The organism is Ideonella sp. (assembly GCF_041287625.1).
Lineage (GTDB): Bacteria > Pseudomonadota > Gammaproteobacteria > Burkholderiales > Burkholderiaceae_C > Ideonella.
The window spans coordinates 87,262-104,164 of record NZ_JBGGNH010000075.1; the positions used below are offsets into that span (position 1 = coordinate 87,262).

Consider the following 16,903-nt stretch of genomic DNA (forward strand, 5'->3'; position numbering starts at 1 on the left):
GCCCGCGGGACCGCGGCCCTGGCTGGACGGCGGGAAGGGGCTGCATCGGGCAAGAGCAAAGGCAAGGGCAAACGGCTTCTCCTGGGCACAAACCGCCCACTGGCGTGCGACCGATTATGTCCGCGTCAAGTTCCCTCGGCCGTGCATGACCTGCCCGCCCAGCGGGCGACACAGGGCTGGATGCCTCGCGGCAAAATGGCCGCCTTCGCCTTTTGATACAGGAGACAGTCGCATGCCCAAGGGATATTGGATTGCGCACGTGGATGTGGCCGATCCGGAAAAGTACAAGGACTACGTGGCCGCGAATGCCGAGGCGTTTGCCAAATACGGCGGGCGCTTCCTGGTGCGGGGCGGGCAGTTCGCCTGCGTGGAGGGGGCCAACCGGGCGCGCAACGTGGTGATCGAGTTCGCGAGCTACGCACAGGCGCAGGCCTGCTGGGATTCGCCCGAGTACCAGCGTGCGCTGGCATTGCGCAAGCCGGTGTCCACGGCCGACGTGATCATCGTCGAAGGTTACGACGGGCCGCAGCCAGCCTGAAGCTCAGCCCTTGCCGCGCGGCGCGCGCACCGGGCGTTTCGCGGCCGGGCTGGCGGGGTCGCCCACCGGCAGGCGCACCTCGGATTTGATTTCCTTCAGCACGATGCTGGAGCGCACGTGCGTGACGCCGGGCAGCTTGAAGATGGTGTCGTGCAGGAACTGTTCGTAGTGCTTGATGTCTTCGACCAGCACGGTGAGCAGGTAGTCGGCCTGGCCGGTGGTGGACAGGCAGCGCACGATCTGCGGGCTGGCGGCCACCGCCTGCTCGAAGCGGGCCACCAGGTCCTCGTTGTGCTGGCTCAGGTTGGCCTCGACGATGACGGCCAGCTTCAGCCCGACTTTTTCGCGGTCCACCAGCGCGGTGTAGCCGCGGATCACGCCCGCGGCTTCCATGTCCTTGACGCGCTTCCAGCACGGCGTGGCTGACAGGCCCACCGCTTCCGACAACTGTTGCACCGTCTGCCGCGCGTCGCGCTGCAGCTCGGAGAGGATCTGCAGGCTGTAGCGGTCGAGGTCCAGCGGTTCGGTCATGGGGCGTGCGGCGGCTTGGGTTGAACCCAGTGTAGGCCGCCGCCCGCATCAAGGCAGCGTGACCACCGCCAGCACGTCGACGTCGGTGCAGATCACGAGCTGTTTGGGTCCCAACATCGCCAGTGTCCGCACTGCGCCCACACGCGGCTCGACATTGCCCGTCACCAGGGCGCCACCCGAGCGGATCAACACGCGGGCCGTGTCGGCGACCGGGTCCACCACCGTGATGCCGTCACCTTGCGCCAGCGTGACGTAAAGCAGCCCGGTCGAAGGGTCCAGCGCCATGGCGTTGACCAGCGCGGCGCTGTGCAGCGTGGAGACGATGCCGGCCGGCGTGATCTTGCGGATCACCGGCCCGTCGGCGACGTAGATCGTGCCGTCCGCCGCCGTCGCCATGGCGCCCACGCCTGCGAAGGTCGCGGTGGCGAGTGGACCGTCGACCGAAGTCGTGGTGCCTTCCCTGCCGGCGAAGCTCGTGGTGTTGCCGGCGGTATCGACGCGCCGGATGCTGGAGCCTCCGCTGGAGAAATAGACACTGCCATCGATGCCCATCGTCATGCTGGTCGGGACTCGTGTGAGGCGCGATGTCCCGATCGGTCCGTCGACATTGGCAGCCGTGCCCTGGTAGTAGCCGCCCGCGATCGTCTTCACCGTCTTGTCTGCAGCGATGCGACGCACGCTCAGGTAGTCCGAGAAGTAGACCGTCCCGTCAGGCGCCGCCGCGATCGAGGTGCCAGGCGTTCTCAAAGCTGCCGCGTTGCCGACGCCGTCGGCAGGGAAATCATCGTCGGACGCCGGATTGCCGGCCAGGATCTCCAGGTTGCCCGCGGTGTCGATGCGACGCACGAACAGGCCCAGGTCGGTGCCGACGACGACGCGGTGCTGGCCGTCGACCGCGAGGCTGACCGGCAGGCTGCCCGCGGCGAACGGCAGCTTGTCGGTCACCGCAGTGCCACCCGGGGCGATGATCTGGTTGAAGGCACTCGCGATGGTCGTGATGGTGCCTGCAGCGTCGGATGTGCGGATGGCCAGCCCGTCGCCGAGCATGAATCCGCCCGCGGGCAGCGGGACCAGCACGTTGGCCCCACCATTGGCCGGCGCATCGAAGTTCGACTCCGTTGCCGGGCCATCCTTGAGTCGCAGTGGGCCCGTCCGGTTGCCGCTGAACGTGGTGACAGTGAACGTGGTCAGGTCCATGGCGCGAATCAGGCTGGTGTCGCGCACATACAGCGTCGAGCCCGAGATGGCGAGACCCGTCGGCCCCGGAATGCCTGCGGCGGTGCCGACGCCGTCAATGCCGGGGACTGTCGTGTAGCCGCGAATGCCGGCGACGGTCTCGACGTTGCCCGCCACGTTGCCGCTGCGCACGACCCGCCGGACCGTGCTCGTACTCCATTGGCTGAAATAAAGATCACCGTTTGCCGCGATGACCATGCCGCGGACGGCGCCGATGTTGGCGGTCGACGCAGGGCCGTCGAGATCTCCGTAGCCCGAACCTGCATAAGTCGAGACCACACCGGCGGGTGTCATGCGAAGGATGAAGCCATCGACGGCAATGTAGAAGTTGCCGTCCGGTCCGAGCGCCATGGCAGTAGGAAAACTCAACCCACTCGCGACCGTGCTTACCGTGCCGTCATTGGCGATGCGGCGAACCGCCGAATTGCCGGTGTCGAGCACCCACAGCGCGCCGGATGCATCGTGAACGATGCTGCTGGGCGTGCTGAACAATGCCGTCGCGCCCGGCCCGTCGGTACTGCCAGGGGTTCCCTGGTTGCCCGCCACCACGGTGATGCTGGTTCTGTCGGCGGACAGTTTGATGATGTTGTTGCCGCTGCTGTAGACGGTCGATCCATCCGCCAGCACGTCCACGCCTCGCAATTGGCTGACCCCGGCCTGGGCGGCACGATTGGCGATGTTCAAGAGGCCCACGGTGATGCCGCCAGCGGTGCCGACGCTGAGCGTGGCGGCATTGCTGGCCGTGACCGACTGGCCACTGCAATCCAGCGTGGCGCGGAACTGCGCGCCGTTGTCTGCCGCGGCGCTGGTGAAGGCGTAGGTCAGCGCTGTTGCACCCGGGATGGCGGTGAAGCCCGACCCGCCGGCGCGTTCCCATTGAATGCCCAGGTTGCCGCTGCTGCAGGTGGCGCCAACGGTGAAGCTGGCCGGACTGCCGGCGATCACGCTGGCGTCGGCGGGTTGCTGCGTGATCGTCAGCACCGGTGGCACGGTGGTCACGGTCAGCGTGGCGCTGTTGCTGGTGGCGCTGCCGGCGACGTTGCTGACGACCGCACGGAAGACCGCGCCGGTGTCAGTGTTCGCGGTGGTCGCGAGTGAATACGTTGCAGAGGTCGCCCCCACGATGTCGCTGCCGTCGCGCTGCCACTGGTAGCTCAGCGGGTCGCTGCCGGTGGCGGCGACGGTGAAGCTGGCGGGCTGGCCGGCGGTCACGCTCAGGTCGGCTGGCTGCTGCGTGATCTGGGGTGGCTGCGGGCCGCCGGCCGGGTTGGAGCCGGGCGGTGGCGCGTCCGCGCTGCCGCCGCAGGCGGCGAGGAACAGCGCGAAGAAGCTGGCCAGCAGCAGGCTGACGCTGGCTGCGGCGAAGCGGCGCAGCGCGTGGGCGATGATGAGCGCGAGGCGGAGCGTGTCGAACATGGGGTTCCTCGGCATCAGAAGGCCATCTGGGCGCTGAGGCCCAGCAGGTGCAGCGAACCGCGGGTGCTGTGCACCTTGAAGCGGGTGAAGTCGTAGTCCAGCGAGAGCAGCCAGCCGGGTGCAATGGCATAGCCGGCGCTCAGGCCCGCCAGTGGCTGCGCCTGCGTCTTGCTCACGTCGCCGTCGAACGGTGCCGCGTAGCTGAACCGCGTGCGCACCGCTGCCACACCCAGTTGCCCGCGCAGCCACCAGTCCGGTGCCAGCGGCACGCGGTAGCCCGCGGCCAAGCCCAGCCCGGCGACGCGGAAGCTGCCGCCAAAGGTGGTGCCGTCGTCGGTCGTGTCGCCGCCCTTGAAGCGGCTGCCGGCAAAGCCCAGCGCCTGCAGGTCCCAGGCCTCGTCCAGCCGGTAATTGAGGAATAGCTTGCCGTGGGCGCTGCTGTGGTCGCAGCTGTAGCCGTCCACGCAATCGGTCTTGCCGCGGTTGGCGCCGGCGCCGAAGCCGAGGCTGAATTGCCAGCCCACTGCCGCGCTGCCGTTGGCCTCCGGCGAAAAATCGAAGTCCCGGGTCTGGGCGTGGGTGGTCAGGCTGCAAGCGAGCATGGCGCTCGCGGCAATGGCGGTTGGGACGGCGTGGCGGAGGCTTTTGGCCCAGCGCCTGTCGAGTCGGTTCATCGCAGCTCCGTGTGGAAGTGGCGGACCCGGCACAAAGGCGAGGGTCCTTGTCTTCCCATACGGAGTGCGGCGGGTGAAAGTGACATTGGCACGGCGCAATCTGCCGTTCGCCGTTCGTCGGTTGTGGCTGGGTGCTGGGCGTCCTGCTGCGCTCCCTCGCAACTGGTGGTGGACAGCGCGGACCAGGTGATGCGTGCCTTGCGGGTCTACCGCGCGGGCAATGCCGACTTTGCCGACTGCCTGATTGAGCGCATGGCCAATGCTGCAGGCTGCGGACGCACGATGACTTTTGACGTGGGCGCGGCCAAGACGGCTGGCATGGCGCTGCTGGTCTGACCCATCAACGCCGGCTCTGAGCAAGAATGCGCGCCGCCTCGGCCAGCTCCGGACTTGCCGGATCGAACAGCGCGCTGTACATCGCAACGGCACGCTCCAGCACTGGCACGGCATCCTTCACCTGTCCATTGCCCAGCAGCGCTCTTCCAACGATCAGCGTTGCACGCGCCTCTTTGTCACGTTGATAATTGACTTGCCCACCCCGAGCAATGGACTCAAGGGCTCGGTCCGCCTGGCTTCGCGCCCTTTCGAAGTGGCCCGCAGCCAACTCGTAGCCCGCCCATTCGACAAGTTCTGAAACCGGAGCGTCCGGGCCCGGCTCCGGTGCCAGCTTTTCAGCCACGCGTTTTGCTTTGGCGTCGGCAAGCGCCTCTGCCCCTTGGCCATTCGCCACGAGCCAGGCGCGCTCGGCTTGGTCGATCGAAGCAGTGGGCACCTTTCCAACCATGTCATTCCTCAAGGAACGAGCATGGTCAAGTAACTCATGAGCCTCAGCCAGGTGCCCGAGCTGTATCAAAGCGCGAGCGCGCATGGCAAGCAACCCGAAATCCAGTGCCGTCACGGACTTCGCGTCTACCTTCAGGGCGACGTCGTCATCCGATTCCTGCAGCGCATCTTTGGCTCGACCAAAGGCCAGCAGTGCCATGGCGTGGTGTACGCGTATGGCGTGCGCCAGGGACTGCTGCGACTCCCCCGCAGGACTCCTGGCCCAGCGCAGAGCACCTGTGATGACGTCGATGCTCTCGTGCGGCCGTCCTGTCCTGCGCAAGAAGATGGACAAGAATGCGTGGCCCATGTGCACGGTCACCTCACTGGCCCCTCGCTTTTCATCGCGTTCAATGCCCTTGCGGATGTTGCGCTCCGCTTCGGCGTAATGGCCCAGTTCGGTTTGCGCGTCGCCCAGGGATTCGTACATGACGGCCAGGCCGCCGGCGCCCAGCGGTGGATGTGCTTCGCACAGGCGGATCAATTCAGCGTAGACCTCGCTCGCCAATGCGTAGTCGTGCAGTGAATGGGCGCTGTCGGCCTTCATCTGCAGGGCATTGGCGAGATCGTCGTTTGTTCCGAAGCTGCGCGCGTAATCGATCGCCCGATCCGCATAAACCAAACCCTGCCGCGGGTTGCTGCGCCGCTCAAATGCAGCCTGCATGACGTCGACTTCGAAGCGGGCCCGCGTTCCTTGCTCTTGCCGCCCATCGAGCACAGTGGCAGCCTCTTTCAACAATGACAAAGCTTCCGGCCGTTTGTCGTTGAGGGTCAGTGCGTGCGACAGCTTCGCCATCGCGATCACTGCTTCACCGCTTGTTGCACCGTGGAGCGAGCGACTCTGAGCCAGGACCTTGCGGCGCAGCTCGATCTCCTTGTCGGTGAGCACCATGTTGCCGTATATCGACGCAAGCACGTCCAGCAGCCGCTCCCGGGCCAGCGGTGCGTGAGTCAGTTCTACATCGATGCGATCCACGCCCCTGTCGAGCAACTCACGTGCCGTCATGTCGCGTGCTTTTTTCGGGTCTGTCTGATCGGCGCTGCTGGCAAGGAATACACCTTCGAGAAATCCTTGCACGGCTTGTGCGGTGGCCGCTTCGGCTTGGGCCCGCTGTGCCTGGAGGCGGGCTTCGTGCGCCTGCCATAGCGCGACCGATGCGCCCGCTACCAGCGCCACCGCTACCGCTGCGCCGGCGGCGACCGGCAACCGATGCCGGCCGATGAACTTTGCTGCGCGGTAGGCGAAGCGATCTGGCCGGGCCAGCACCGGCTCGCCGTCCAGCCAACGCCGCAGGTCCTGCGCGAAGGCTTCCATCGTCGGGTAGCGCTCCGCTGCGGACTTCTTCAGCGCATGGTTGAGGATGGCATCCAGGTCGCCACGCAGCTGCTTGCGCAGCGCCGGGTCGGTGCTGGCGCTGCTGGCCAATGGCACTTCCGCGCCTGCGATCACTTCCTCCAGCTCGGCGGCGCTGCCGCGCTTGAGGCGGTAGGGGCGCACGTCGGCCAGCACCTCGTAGGCGACCACGGCCATGCTGTAGATGTCGCTGGCGGTGCCCAGCGGCTCGCCGCGGATCTGCTCGGGGCTGGCGTAGTCCAGCGTCAAGGCGCGGCCAGACTGCTCGGTCAACGCGGTGGCCTGGGTCAGCTCGCCGTCCAGCAGCTTGGCAATGCCGAAGTCCAGCAGGCTGGCCTGGCCTTCGGGCGTGACCAGGATGTTGTTCGGCTTCAGGTCGCGGTGCACCACCAGCCGCGCATGGGCATGGGCCACCGCGGCCATGACCTGCAGCAGCAGCGCCACGCGCTCGCGCAGCGGCAGCGCATGGTGGCAGCAGTAAGCATCGATGGCCTCGCCCTGCACGTATTCCATGGCCAGGAAGGGGCGGCCGTGCGCGTCGACGCCAGCGTCGTAGAGCCGGGCAATGTGCGGATGGGCCAGCGAGGCGAGGATCTCGCGTTCACGCGCCAGGCGCTCGGCGAAGGCGTCGCCCCAGGCCACGCGCGGAAGCTTCAGCGCGACCTGGCGCTGCATCAGCCCGTCGGCGCGCTCGGCCAGCCAGACCAAGCCCATGCCGCCTTGGCCGATCGCCTCGATCAAACGATAGGCGCCGACTTCGCTGCCGGGGCCCAGGCCCAGGCCCTGGCCAGGCGCCGCGGACGGCGGATCCAGCCGGGGCAGCGCTTCGAGGAAGTCATCGGTCTCGATCTCGGCCTGACGGGCGAGCAGGCCACGCAGGGCCTCACCGTGCGTGGCCTGCTCGCCGCTCAGTCCTGCCAGCCAGGCCTCGCGCTGCGGCGCGGGCAGGTTCAGCGCCTCGTCGAGCAAGGCACTGATGGCCGACCACTGGGCCGCAAACGGCGCGAGCGGCTTCATGTGGCGGCTTTGGGCGGGCTCAGCCGCGCAGCGCGTGGGCCAGCAGCAGCCTGGCCTTGTCCCAGTCGCGGCTCACGGTACGGCGGGACAGGCCCAGCGCCTCGGCAATCTCGGCGTCTTCCATGCCGCCGAAGTAGCGCATCTCGACCACGCGAGCGAGGCGCGCGTCCACCGCGTCCAGGTCCTGCAGCGCGGCATGCACGTCGAGGATCTCGCCAGCCGGGTCGGCAATGCTGCCGATGAGTTCGGAATCCAGCGTGACCTGCTGCACGTCGCCGCCGCGGCGGTCGCTCTGCGCGGCGCGGGCTGCATCCACGATGATGGAGCGCATCACCGTGGCCGAGTAGGCCAGGAAGTGTGCGCGATCCGCGGGTGCGAGCCGGTCGCGCTGCACGAACTTCATGTAGCACTCGTTGACCAGCGCGGTGGTCTCGATCAGGCCGTCGCGGCTGTTGCGCGACAGGCGGCGATGCGCGATCTGCCGCAGCTCCGGGTAGAGCAGCTCGAAAATTTTGTCGATGGCTGCGCGATCGCCTTCGCGTGCGCGTCCGATCAAAAGCGTGACTTCTCCCATGCCGGCGTGTCTTCCACCCGTGGTTGTGGAAGCCGGATGGTAGCGAAAACGATAGCCGGCCTTGTTTCAGGCAGGGTTGCCCGGCGGCATTGAACCTGCTCATGCGGGAACTGGCGCCTGCGAAGGCGCGAACAGCAGCGGCACTGCACAGGCGCTGGCGCAGGCCCAAAGCAGGGCCCACGGCGCGCCGATGGGCGCAGCCAGCAGCGCGAAGACCGTGCCGAAAGCCGCCTTGCCGAACAGCCCGCCGACATAGCCATGCAGGAAGCGCGACGCGGCGGCCGGGCCGCTGGCCGAATGTTCGACCACCGCGACCGCGCCGCTGATCAGCGGCAGCGAGGCCATCACCCCGGCCGCAAAACTGCCGATCAGCGGACCCAGCGTGGTGGTCAGGGCCGTCAGGCCGCCCACTGCGGTGGCAGTGCAGGCCTGGGTGCAGCGCGAGCGCTGCTGGGTGCCGGTCTGCTCGCCGCGCCGCTGGATCGCGTACCAGGCGATGGCGCAACTGCCCAGCGCCAGCGCCAGGGCGTTGCCCAACGCTTCGCTGGCCGCGAACACCGGCCAGGCCAGCGCCGCAGCGCCCGCCACACCGCCCACCAGCGCGAACACCACACCGCCGCGTCGCGCGGCCAGCGCATAGCCCATCGCAAACACCGCCAGCATGGCGCAAGCCGCCACGCTGGCCACCGCCGCGCTGGTCGCAAAAGCCACGCCTTGCTCATGCGCCAGCCAGGCCAGCGTTGGCGCCGTGATGGTCGGCAGCGCCGCCGCCACCCCCGCCACCCGGTGCCCGCCAAGCCGTGCCACAGCCATCACCAGCCACACCACGCCCGCCGTCAGCACCGCCTTGTAAATCCCATCCATGCCTGCTCCCCTGTGGACCGGGTCCGATGGACCTGGTCATGGAGGAGAACGAGATCGGGGTGGTGAAAGCGACATTGGCGACCTGTGGCCGCCTCAGCTCAGGGCTTAGGCGTCAGCAAGTACCCGTGTGCATCCGACCCGCTGGCCAGGATCTGGCCGGACTGGTTGACGCTGCGGGCGTCGACCAGCTTCACGCCTTCGGGCAGCGTGGCCAAGGTGTTCAGGTCGGTGAGGTCGCTGCAGTCGCTGCTGCAGACGAAGGCGCGGGCGGCGTTGTCGTGGCCGTTCAGCGCGTGGCCGACGATGGTGCCGGCTTCGTTGCGGGACCAGGCGACGACGGTGGTGAAGTTGCTGGGCGTGGCGAGTTCCTGCATGCCCATGTCGGGGCGGATCAAGAAGGAGCGGGTGCGGGACTTGCGGTCGGACACATAGCCCAGCACCACGCCTTGTGGGTCGATACCGGTGACCTGGTAGCCGAAGCGGTCGTCCAGCGCGTAGGGCACGAAAACGTAGTCCGGCGGCGAAGCGACGAACACGCGCACCGAAGGGTCGGGCTGGCAGGCGAAAGTGCCGGCGACCACGCCCTGGTCGTTGATGACCCTCGCTGTGCTGGCGTCCGACAGGCACTGGCCCAGCGGGCGCATGGTCTGGCTGCCGCTGTCGTACAGGAAGGCGCGCACGTTGGGCGAGTCAGGCGAGGTTTCGGCGTAGCCCACCGCCTGGCCCAGGTTGTTGACGGCCAGGGCCTCGCTCTTGTTGCCGCCCAACGCGCCCAGGTCCTGGATGCCCACGCCTTGCGCGCCCGTCATGAAGGCATGCATCCCGCCTTGGCCGATGTTGCTTCGCCCGACCACGACGCCGTGGTTGTTCAGCGCATTGGGCTGGTTGGCCTTGCCGTCAAGCCGGGGCAGGGGGCGCATCTTGTTGGCGTTCGGGCCGGTGAGGAAACCCTGCACCGCCTGGTTCTGGCCCTTGGGCGAACGGCCGGTGATCCACGCCTTGTCATTGAGCTGGACCGGCGTGACCGGGTAGGCACCGAGCGTGCCAATGTCCTTCACGGTGTAGCCGGTGCTGGTGACAAGGCTGGTCTGGGCGGATGCGGAACCGACGCCGATGGACAGCAACAGGGCGGACAGGAGCAGGCGTTGGGACATGGCGGACTCGTTCTATGGACATGCGGACAGCGATTCTGAAGGCCTCGATCTGTCGTAAGCCCGGTTCCCCCTAGTGTGTTGATACGCCTTGATACATCGTCCCCTCCAAGTGGGGAGAACGCGCGTCGCCCCTTTCGTCGTTCGATCCCTCCCGCGGCCGGTTCAACAAAGCTCAAGCCAACCGCAGCAGAAGGACGCTTGGAACTTACTTCTTGGGCGTCAGCAGATACCCGTGCCCATCCGAACCGGTGGCCAGGATCTGGCCTGAAGCATTCACGCTGGCGGCCTGTGCAAAGACCACTCCTGGCGGTGCTGTTGCGACGGAGTTGAGGTCCACAAAATCGCTGCAGTCACCGCTGCAAACGAATGCGTGGAGGTCCCAGCTGTTCGGCGGCTCGAACGTGCCGACGATGGTGCCAGCATCATTGAGCGCATTGGCAAACACGGCCATCAGTTCTTGGGGCGTGTTCAGCAACTCGATCTGCTTGCCGGGACGAATCGTGAACAGGCGAATCAGGCCGTTGGCGACCGTTGAGGTGCCCAGTACGGTGCCCTTCGGACTGATGGCCGTGACCCGGAGGTTCAGGCTGCCGGGACTGGTGTAGGGAACCAGTCCATAGTCCGGCGGCGACGCGGTGAAAACACGAATGGCGTCCGTCTCTTCACAAAAATAGCTGCCTGCGATCATGCCCTTGTCGTTGACAGCCATTGCATTGCTGGCATCCACCGGGCAGTTGCCAAGCGATGTCATCTTGCCGGTGTTGCCGTCGTAAACGAACGCACGGATGTTGGAGGAGTCAGGCCTCGTCTCGGAGTAGCCCACCACCACACCATGATTGTTGACGGCCATTGCCGAACTGTTCAGACCGCCCAGCGTGCCGATTTCGTGCGGGTTGCTCCCCTGCTTGCCTGACGTGAACGCACGGGTATTGCCATTGGCGTCCTGCATCGTGCCGGCCACCGCCCCATGGTTGTTGATGGCATACGCGGTAAGTCGGTCGCCCAGCGACCGGCGGTTCTTGCCGCCCGGGCCGGTGATGAAGGCGCGGCTTTCACCGCTTGGTGGCACCTCGCCATGGCCAGTGACCCAGCTTTTGTCGTTCATCGACGCGGGCTTGAGGCCGTAGGTGTTGTCGACGGTGCCGATGTCCTTGACGCTGTAGCCCGGGGCGGCCTGTGCGGCAGGCTGCATGGCGCAGATCAGGATGGCCACTGCTGCGGCGCGGAAGTGAAGTTTCAGGTTCATGTTTGAAAGTTCGAAGATGGATGAAGCAGCGCGGCTTCCGCATCGGCGTTTCACTGCTCTCGCCGTCCTCCCGGTTCCCGCGCCTTCGTTGAACTGCGGCGCGATTCTGTGGGTGCCTGCAGCTGGCGTGATGACAGCCCCCTAAAACGTTGACACGGTTGGATACACCGTCCCCCTCCGAAGAGGGAGAGGCAGGGCGGCTGCCGCTGCTAGAGTCCCTGCGCCCGTGCGAGGCGGTTTTCGCTGAGGGGTGTTGCAGGAGAAACGATGTTGCTTTCGCGTGGTGGCCTGCTGGCCGCAGGGCTGGTCTTGGGCTTGGCCGGTTGTGGCAAACAAGGGGTTGAACTGGGCCAGGGCGGCTCGGTGGTGAGCGGCGGTGGCGGGCCGAATGGCGCGACCAATGCGGCCAAGGCCTTGCTGAAATGCGACTCGCCGGTGGCCGTCGTTTCGCTGGTCGAGAACCAGGGCGGCTACACCGGGATCGGCCGCGGTGGGCTGCCGGAATCGCCGCTGCCGCTGGTGCGGGTCATCATGCAGCAGAGCGGCTGCTTCCGCATCGTCGACCGCAACTCGGGGCTGAAGTCCACGGTGCAGGAGCAGGAGCTGAAGGACGCCGGCGTGCTGCGCGCCGACGGCAACGTCAAGAAGGGCCGCGGCATCATGGCGCAGTACAGCATCGTGCCGAGCCTGACGTTCTCCGAGCAGGACGCTGGCCGCCAGCTCGGCGGCGTGATGGCGGCCATCCCGGTGTTGAACAAGTTCGCCGGCGCGGCGGAACAGGTGAAGACCAAGGAAGCCCAGGTCGTGCTGCTGCTGACCGACAACGAGACCACCGAGCAGTTGTCGTCAGCCACCGGTGCCGCGCGCACCACCGACCTGGGCGTCGGCGGCCTGGCTTTTGGCGGCGGTGGTGGCCTCGGCGGCATGGGCTGGAGCAATACCAACGAAGGCAAAGTGATCGCCGCCGCCTTCCTGGACGCGCACAACAACCTGGTGCAGCAGGTGCGCGCGCTGGCGCCCAAGGAACTGCCGGAGAAGGTGAAGACGCGCTGAAAGCAGCGGCAGCCAGGTGCGGCTGGACGGCGGATGCCCGGGATTGCGGCAAGTCGTGCTGCACCAGGAGGTGGCGACCGTGCGCGGTTCGCGTGTCGCTGACCCAGAACTGCGACACGGTGGCCGAAGCCCGGCGCACCTTCGAGGCCCTGGCCGAAGGCGGGCGGATCAACGGCATGTTGGTGGACCGCTTCGGCGTGGCCTGGATCGTCAATGGCGAGCGCAATCCGATGTGAAGCAGCAGGCGGCCGGAAAGGCCGGGTGCCGGCTGCGCCGAAGGTGACGGTTTGTGTCAGGTACGCGATCTGCTGATGACGGGTTGACGGCGCTTGCCGCCCCTGTTTGGTCAGCTCTTTTGCGCCCACTTCACGATCCATGGCTTCTTCGATGTTTCGCCCCAAGATGTCCGACGCTCGCGCTCAACAAGGATTTGTCGAGGCGGTCAGCGATCGCCATGCCAGTGACTGGGTGGACATCGACGGGCCGGCAGAGATCGTCTTCGGTCAGGATCTTCCGGTGGACCCGGCACCAGTTGCGGCAAAAACCGGTGCAGCGGGGCTGGACCCTGCAACCAAGGCCGACCTGGTGCGCCTGGGCTTGCGCTGGCGCGAGCGGCCGGGCCTGGTGCCGGTGCTGCAGGTTGCCGCCAAGCGCAGCTGGCCGGTGTGGGTACCGGCGGCAGGACTGGCGGGCTACGGACTCTGGAGCGACCGACCCTGGCTGCCCGCGCTGGCAATTGCGCTGGCTGCGCTGCCATTTGCGCAGGCCGCCTGGCGCCACCGCCGCGCGGACCGTTACCAGCAATTGCTCAAGGCCGATGCGCTGGGTCGCTGGTCCGAGATGGTGGGCCTGGCCGGGCAGTTGCGCGCCAGTGGCCGCTTCACCAGCCAGCTGGACTTTGACCTGGAAGTGCGCGTGGCCACCTTGCGTGCGCGCCAGGGCGACCTGGACGGCGCGCTCGAAGACCTGGCCCCGTGGCGCAGCCAGCAGTCCGAACGCGCGGGCTCGTATGAAGCGCGGGTGGCGGGCGTGCATGCCGCGGCCGGCAACCGCACCGGCTTCGTGCGGCTGATGGGCAAGGCCCAGGCCGCTTCGGGTGACGAGGCCTCGCGGGTGCTGGACCATGCGCTGGCGCAGGCCCGCTTTGGCGAGTTGGCCGAGGCCGAGGCCTTGATGGCGCGCGTGGACGCCGCACCGGTGCTGCCGCCGCAGAGCGAAGGCAAGGTGCTGTGGACACAAGGGCTGATCGCGATGCGCCGTGGCAGTGCCGACGCCATCCACGTGCTGAACCAGGCCCTGGCCGAGTTCCTGCGCCAGAGCGAACAACCTGCCGTGTGGACCGCGCTGGCGCTGTGCGCCTGCGACCAGGCCATTGCGCTGAATGCCGCCGGGGACCGCGCCAGCGCCCGCAGCATCCTCAAGCGGGTTGCGCCGGTGCTGCGCGCCCAGGCGGACCGGCCGCTGATGGCCCTGCTCAAGCGCGACAAGCTGCTGAGCCGCCGCGAAGGCTGAAACCGCCAGCTGGCGGCCGCCTTCACGACGGCAGGAAGTCCAGCGGGTAGTTGACGCTCATCGGCTCCACGTCCTTGGCGCCGAAGTCGAACTGGCGGATGCGGGCCAGCAGCTTGGCTTCCAACTCGGGCGCCTTCAGCTCGGTCGAGACGATGCGCAGGCCTTCGACCTGGCCGCTCGGTGCGATCTTCAGCTCCAGCACCACCTTGCCCTGCAGCGAAGGGTCTTCGCGCAGCGCCCGGTTGTAGATCGCGTAGATCGCGCCCTTGTTGCGCTCAAACACCAGGCGCACATCCTCCAGCGAACGCGCCGCCTTGCCGCCGCCACCGCGCTGCACCGTGCCACCGGCGCCGTTGCCGGACCCGGTGCCCACGCCGCTGCCGGTGCCGCCACCGCTGCCACCCTTGCCGCCCACACCGGCGCCACCGCCGCCGCCGCCACCGGCCACGCCAGCAACCAGCGTGGTCGAACGGCCGGCCAGGCCGCCGCCGCCACTGTCGCGGCTCAGGCTGCCGGTGTTGATGCCGCCGCTGCCCTGGCCGGCATTGGCGGTGATCATCGCGCGGCTGGGCAGGCCGGGCTCGGTGCCAGCGCCTACGCCGGGGCCGCTGCCGCTGCCCACGCCCGCGCCGGGCTTGATGTTCTGGTTCAGCTGCACGGCAGTCGGTGCGCCATGCATCTCGGCCAGCGTGTCCTTCATCGCCAGCAGGCCGACGCCGGTGGCCTTGCGGCGCGCGGCGTCGATGGCCTCGCCCGGCGGCTTGTCCGGCACCGGGTTGCGCGCTTCGGCAATGACGGGCTTGCCACCGTCATGCTGGCTGGCGACCTGTGGCTTCGGTGGCGCCTTCGGCGGCACCACCGGCTCGACCGGCTTGGCCTCGGCCTTCGCGACCGGCGCTTCGACCTTGGGCTTGGCCGCCGGCAGGACCAGCGGCACCGGCTTTTCCAGGATCAGCTTGGCCATGGGCGCCGGCAGCGGCGCCGGCACGATCTCGCGCAGGATGTCCGGCGGCGGCAGCACCTGGGCCAGCAGCAGCACCAGCGCGACGATGGCCAGCACCGTGGCCTGCGTGCGCCGATACCGCGCCAAATCATCAGGCGCATGGTCCCAGGCGAGCACACCAGCTCGGAACGTCATGGCAGCGCTCATGATGCGGCTCCCACTTTCTGCCGCACCGCAAACGACACGTTGGTGAAGTTCGCGCTGGCGCAGGTGGTCATCACCTTGCGCAGCAGTTGGTAGGGGATGGCCTTGTCGCCCAGGATGGTGATGGCCTGGGACTGGGCCAGCTTCGCAGGGTCGTCGGTCTGCACCGGCTTGCGATTGGCCTGCTGTGCGACCAGCTCGGCGTGCAGCGGGGCGATCAGGTCTTCACTGGATGCCATCACCTCGGGCACCGAAGCGACGACCTTGCTGCCGACGATGATCTCGCTGGCGCTGACCAGCACCATCAGCGTCTCGCGCGGCGAGGTTTCGGCCACCGATTCGGGCAGCATCACCGCCTTGTTGCTCGGCAGGATGTCGATCTCGGTGGAGTTGGACAGCAGGAAGAAGATCAGGATGGTGAAGACGTCGATCAGCGAGACCAGGTTCATGTCCAACCCGGTCTGGTTGCGCGCCTTGCGGGCGGCGCGTTTTTGCAGCGGCGTGAGTTTCATGCGGTCCTCACTTGCCTTTTTGCGCGGTGGCTGCCGCAGGCGCCGCGGCGCCGGCCGACTTCACCGGCGCGTCGCCAATGGCCAGCGCCGGGAACAGCTCGGTGCTGACCGAGCGGCCGGGGTGGGCCGGGTCTGGCGTGGGCGTGGCGCGCATCGCGTCCATCGCCTGCACCAGCGTTTCGTACGGCGTGTTGGCCTGGGCCAGCACGCTGGCGGCCTTTTCGTCCGGGAAGCGCTGCTTGATGACCAGCATCTCGGCGTTCAGCGCCTTGAAGTCGTAGGCGCCGTCTGCGGTGTTCGGGATGTGCAGGATCAGGCCGCCCACGCGGTCACCCACGTCCAGCGCGTCCGGGCGGATCACCACCTCGAGTTGCAGCTTGTCGACCTGCAGCTGCATCACACCGGCGGCCGGCGCGGGCAGCGACAGGTCCATCACCGCCAGCTTGGTGAAGACGGCGGTGGACAGCAGGAAGGGCACCAGCACCACGATCAGGTTGATGAACGCAGTGACTTCCAGGTGCGCCGTTTCCTTGCGGAGTCGGCGCACCCTCATGCCGGCCGACCCGCGCTGTCAGCGGTGGCGGGGCGGTTGGCGCTGCCTTCGGGCGCCAGGCGCTGCACGACATTCAGGAAGCTGATCTTCGCGGCCTCCAGGCCGTCGACGATCTCGGCGGTGCGGGCCTGCAGGAAGGCGTGGATCAGCAGGAAGGGAATGGCCACCATCAGCGCGACGGCGGTGTTGTTCATCGCGATGGAGATCGAGGCCGACAGCAGCTCTGCCTTCTCGGCCGGGTTCACTTGCGCCACCGCGGTGAAGGCCTTGATCAGGCCCATGATGGTGCCCAGCAGGCCGACCAGCGTGATGACGTTGGCGAAGGTGGCGATGTAGTGGGTGCGCTTTTCCAGGCGCGGCACGATCTCCATCATGCCTTCTTCCATCGCGGCGTCGATGTCGTCGCGCTTGCGCGAGCTTTGCATGCGGGCCAGGCCGTTGTGCACCAACTTGCCGATGGCCGCGTCGCTCTTCGAGGCCAGGCTGTTGACTTCCTTCCACTGGCCGCCCTGCAGCAGCGGCTGCACCTTCTCCCACAGCTTGCGGTTTTCGCTGCGCGCGCGGCGCAGGAAGATGAAACGTTCGATGGCGATCGACACGCCCAGCGCCATGATCAGCAGGCTGGGGTAGATGAACAGGCCGCAGTCCTGGATGAACTTGATGGCAATACTGATGGCATTCATCGGGAGGCTCCGGGTAC

The 16,903-nt window shown here is 67.4% G+C and carries 17 protein-coding genes; 5 read left to right on the forward strand and 12 right to left on the reverse strand.

Annotated features, from left to right (window positions below):
* Window positions 1-232: 232 nt before the first annotated feature.
* Window positions 233-538 carry a DUF1330 domain-containing protein gene (locus ACAH41_RS28935; RefSeq protein WP_325655441.1) on the forward strand — a complete coding sequence of 102 codons (306 nt, stop codon included), beginning with the start codon at window positions 233-235 and terminating at the stop codon, window positions 536-538.
* A 3-nt stretch (window positions 539-541) separates the two neighbouring features.
* Here the strand turns inward: ACAH41_RS28935 and ACAH41_RS28940 are convergent, their stop codons facing one another.
* The 3 genes from ACAH41_RS28940 to ACAH41_RS28950 are packed head-to-tail and all read right to left on the reverse strand — an operon-like array spanning window position 542 to window position 4,395.
* Window positions 542-1,069 carry an Lrp/AsnC family transcriptional regulator gene (locus ACAH41_RS28940; RefSeq protein WP_325655442.1) on the reverse strand — a complete coding sequence of 176 codons (528 nt, stop codon included), beginning with the start codon at window positions 1,067-1,069 and terminating at the stop codon, window positions 542-544.
* 48 nt (window positions 1,070-1,117) lie between these two features.
* A complete protein-coding gene (locus ACAH41_RS28945; RefSeq protein WP_325655443.1) occupies window positions 1,118-3,721 on the reverse strand; it encodes a hypothetical protein in 2,604 nt (867 codons plus the stop codon).
* Window positions 3,722-3,735: 14 nt separating this feature from the next.
* Complete coding sequence (locus tag ACAH41_RS28950) at window positions 3,736-4,395, reverse strand: outer membrane beta-barrel protein (protein ID WP_325655444.1); 660 nt, start codon at window positions 4,393-4,395, stop codon at window positions 3,736-3,738.
* 168 nt (window positions 4,396-4,563) lie between these two features.
* On the opposite strand from ACAH41_RS28950, the gene ACAH41_RS28955 reads away from it, so the two are divergent.
* Window positions 4,564-4,731 carry a hypothetical protein gene (locus ACAH41_RS28955; RefSeq protein ID WP_325655445.1) on the forward strand — a complete coding sequence of 56 codons (168 nt, stop codon included), beginning with the start codon at window positions 4,564-4,566 and terminating at the stop codon, window positions 4,729-4,731.
* 4 nt (window positions 4,732-4,735) lie between these two features.
* Here ACAH41_RS28955 and ACAH41_RS28960 read toward each other — a convergent pair whose 3' ends face one another.
* The 5 genes from ACAH41_RS28960 to ACAH41_RS28980 form a co-directional block, all read right to left on the reverse strand.
* Complete coding sequence (locus ACAH41_RS28960) at window positions 4,736-7,312, reverse strand: protein kinase (protein WP_370538748.1); 2,577 nt, start codon at window positions 7,310-7,312, stop codon at window positions 4,736-4,738.
* Window positions 7,313-7,607: 295 nt separating this feature from the next.
* Window positions 7,608-8,162 carry an ECF-type sigma factor gene (locus ACAH41_RS28965; RefSeq protein WP_325655447.1) on the reverse strand — a complete coding sequence of 185 codons (555 nt, stop codon included), beginning with the start codon at window positions 8,160-8,162 and terminating at the stop codon, window positions 7,608-7,610.
* A gap of 99 nt (window positions 8,163-8,261) precedes the next feature.
* A complete protein-coding gene (locus ACAH41_RS28970) occupies window positions 8,262-9,026 on the reverse strand; it encodes a hypothetical protein (RefSeq protein ID WP_325655448.1) in 765 nt (254 codons plus the stop codon).
* Window positions 9,027-9,124: 98 nt separating this feature from the next.
* A complete protein-coding gene (locus ACAH41_RS28975; protein ID WP_325655449.1) occupies window positions 9,125-10,180 on the reverse strand; it encodes a hypothetical protein in 1,056 nt (351 codons plus the stop codon).
* Window positions 10,181-10,385: 205 nt separating this feature from the next.
* The gene (locus tag ACAH41_RS28980; RefSeq protein ID WP_325655450.1) at window positions 10,386-11,426 is read right to left on the reverse strand and encodes a DUF3466 family protein; all 1,041 of its coding nucleotides are present in this window, start codon (window positions 11,424-11,426) and stop codon (window positions 10,386-10,388) included.
* Window positions 11,427-11,693: 267 nt separating this feature from the next.
* Between ACAH41_RS28980 and ACAH41_RS28985 the strand changes: the two genes are divergently transcribed.
* The 3 genes from ACAH41_RS28985 (at window position 11,694) to ACAH41_RS28995 (ending at window position 13,991) form a co-directional block, all read left to right on the forward strand.
* On the forward strand, window positions 11,694-12,479 hold the full coding sequence (locus ACAH41_RS28985) for a CsgG/HfaB family protein (RefSeq protein ID WP_325655451.1): 786 nt from the start codon (window positions 11,694-11,696) through the stop codon (window positions 12,477-12,479).
* Window positions 12,480-12,571: 92 nt separating this feature from the next.
* Complete coding sequence (locus ACAH41_RS28990) at window positions 12,572-12,715, forward strand: hypothetical protein (RefSeq protein WP_325655452.1); 144 nt, start codon at window positions 12,572-12,574, stop codon at window positions 12,713-12,715.
* 151 nt (window positions 12,716-12,866) lie between these two features.
* A complete protein-coding gene (locus tag ACAH41_RS28995; RefSeq protein ID WP_370538749.1) occupies window positions 12,867-13,991 on the forward strand; it encodes a hypothetical protein in 1,125 nt (374 codons plus the stop codon).
* 22 nt (window positions 13,992-14,013) lie between these two features.
* Here ACAH41_RS28995 and ACAH41_RS29000 read toward each other — a convergent pair whose 3' ends face one another.
* From ACAH41_RS29000 to ACAH41_RS29015, 4 genes are read right to left on the reverse strand one after another with little or no spacing between them, the layout of a single operon-like run.
* Window positions 14,014-15,129 carry an AgmX/PglI C-terminal domain-containing protein gene (locus ACAH41_RS29000; RefSeq protein WP_325655454.1) on the reverse strand — a complete coding sequence of 372 codons (1,116 nt, stop codon included), beginning with the start codon at window positions 15,127-15,129 and terminating at the stop codon, window positions 14,014-14,016.
* A gap of 8 nt (window positions 15,130-15,137) precedes the next feature.
* Window positions 15,138-15,650 carry a biopolymer transporter ExbD gene (locus tag ACAH41_RS29005; protein ID WP_325655455.1) on the reverse strand — a complete coding sequence of 171 codons (513 nt, stop codon included), beginning with the start codon at window positions 15,648-15,650 and terminating at the stop codon, window positions 15,138-15,140.
* Between the two features lie 7 nt (window positions 15,651-15,657).
* On the reverse strand, window positions 15,658-16,203 hold the full coding sequence (locus tag ACAH41_RS29010; RefSeq protein WP_325655456.1) for a biopolymer transporter ExbD: 546 nt from the start codon (window positions 16,201-16,203) through the stop codon (window positions 15,658-15,660).
* The gene (locus ACAH41_RS29015; protein WP_325655457.1) at window positions 16,200-16,886 is read right to left on the reverse strand and encodes a MotA/TolQ/ExbB proton channel family protein; all 687 of its coding nucleotides are present in this window, start codon (window positions 16,884-16,886) and stop codon (window positions 16,200-16,202) included. The genes ACAH41_RS29010 and ACAH41_RS29015 overlap by 4 nt, the downstream gene beginning before the upstream one ends.
* Window positions 16,887-16,903: the final 17 nt, after the last annotated feature.

Bases quoted from the DNA above. Each gene is read 5' to 3' on its own strand.
- ACAH41_RS28935 (WP_325655441.1), top strand. From the start codon at position 233: ATGCCCAAGGGATATTGGATTGCGCACGTGGATGTGGCCGATCCGGAA.
- ACAH41_RS28940 (WP_325655442.1), bottom strand. From the start codon at position 1,069: ATGACCGAACCGCTGGACCTCGACCGCTACAGCCTGCAGATCCTCTCC.
- ACAH41_RS28945 (WP_325655443.1), bottom strand. From the start codon at position 3,721: ATGTTCGACACGCTCCGCCTCGCGCTCATCATCGCCCACGCGCTGCGC.
- ACAH41_RS28950 (WP_325655444.1), bottom strand. From the start codon at position 4,395: ATGAACCGACTCGACAGGCGCTGGGCCAAAAGCCTCCGCCACGCCGTC.
- ACAH41_RS28965 (WP_325655447.1), bottom strand. From the start codon at position 8,162: ATGGGAGAAGTCACGCTTTTGATCGGACGCGCACGCGAAGGCGATCGC.
- ACAH41_RS28970 (WP_325655448.1), bottom strand. From the start codon at position 9,026: ATGGATGGGATTTACAAGGCGGTGCTGACGGCGGGCGTGGTGTGGCTG.
- ACAH41_RS28975 (WP_325655449.1), bottom strand. From the start codon at position 10,180: ATGTCCCAACGCCTGCTCCTGTCCGCCCTGTTGCTGTCCATCGGCGTC.
- ACAH41_RS28980 (WP_325655450.1), bottom strand. From the start codon at position 11,426: ATGAACCTGAAACTTCACTTCCGCGCCGCAGCAGTGGCCATCCTGATC.
- ACAH41_RS28985 (WP_325655451.1), top strand. From the start codon at position 11,694: ATGTTGCTTTCGCGTGGTGGCCTGCTGGCCGCAGGGCTGGTCTTGGGC.
- ACAH41_RS28995 (WP_370538749.1), top strand. From the start codon at position 12,867: ATGTTTCGCCCCAAGATGTCCGACGCTCGCGCTCAACAAGGATTTGTC.
- ACAH41_RS29000 (WP_325655454.1), bottom strand. From the start codon at position 15,129: ATGACGTTCCGAGCTGGTGTGCTCGCCTGGGACCATGCGCCTGATGAT.
- ACAH41_RS29005 (WP_325655455.1), bottom strand. From the start codon at position 15,650: ATGAAACTCACGCCGCTGCAAAAACGCGCCGCCCGCAAGGCGCGCAAC.
- ACAH41_RS29010 (WP_325655456.1), bottom strand. From the start codon at position 16,203: ATGAGGGTGCGCCGACTCCGCAAGGAAACGGCGCACCTGGAAGTCACT.
- ACAH41_RS29015 (WP_325655457.1), bottom strand. From the start codon at position 16,886: ATGAATGCCATCAGTATTGCCATCAAGTTCATCCAGGACTGCGGCCTG.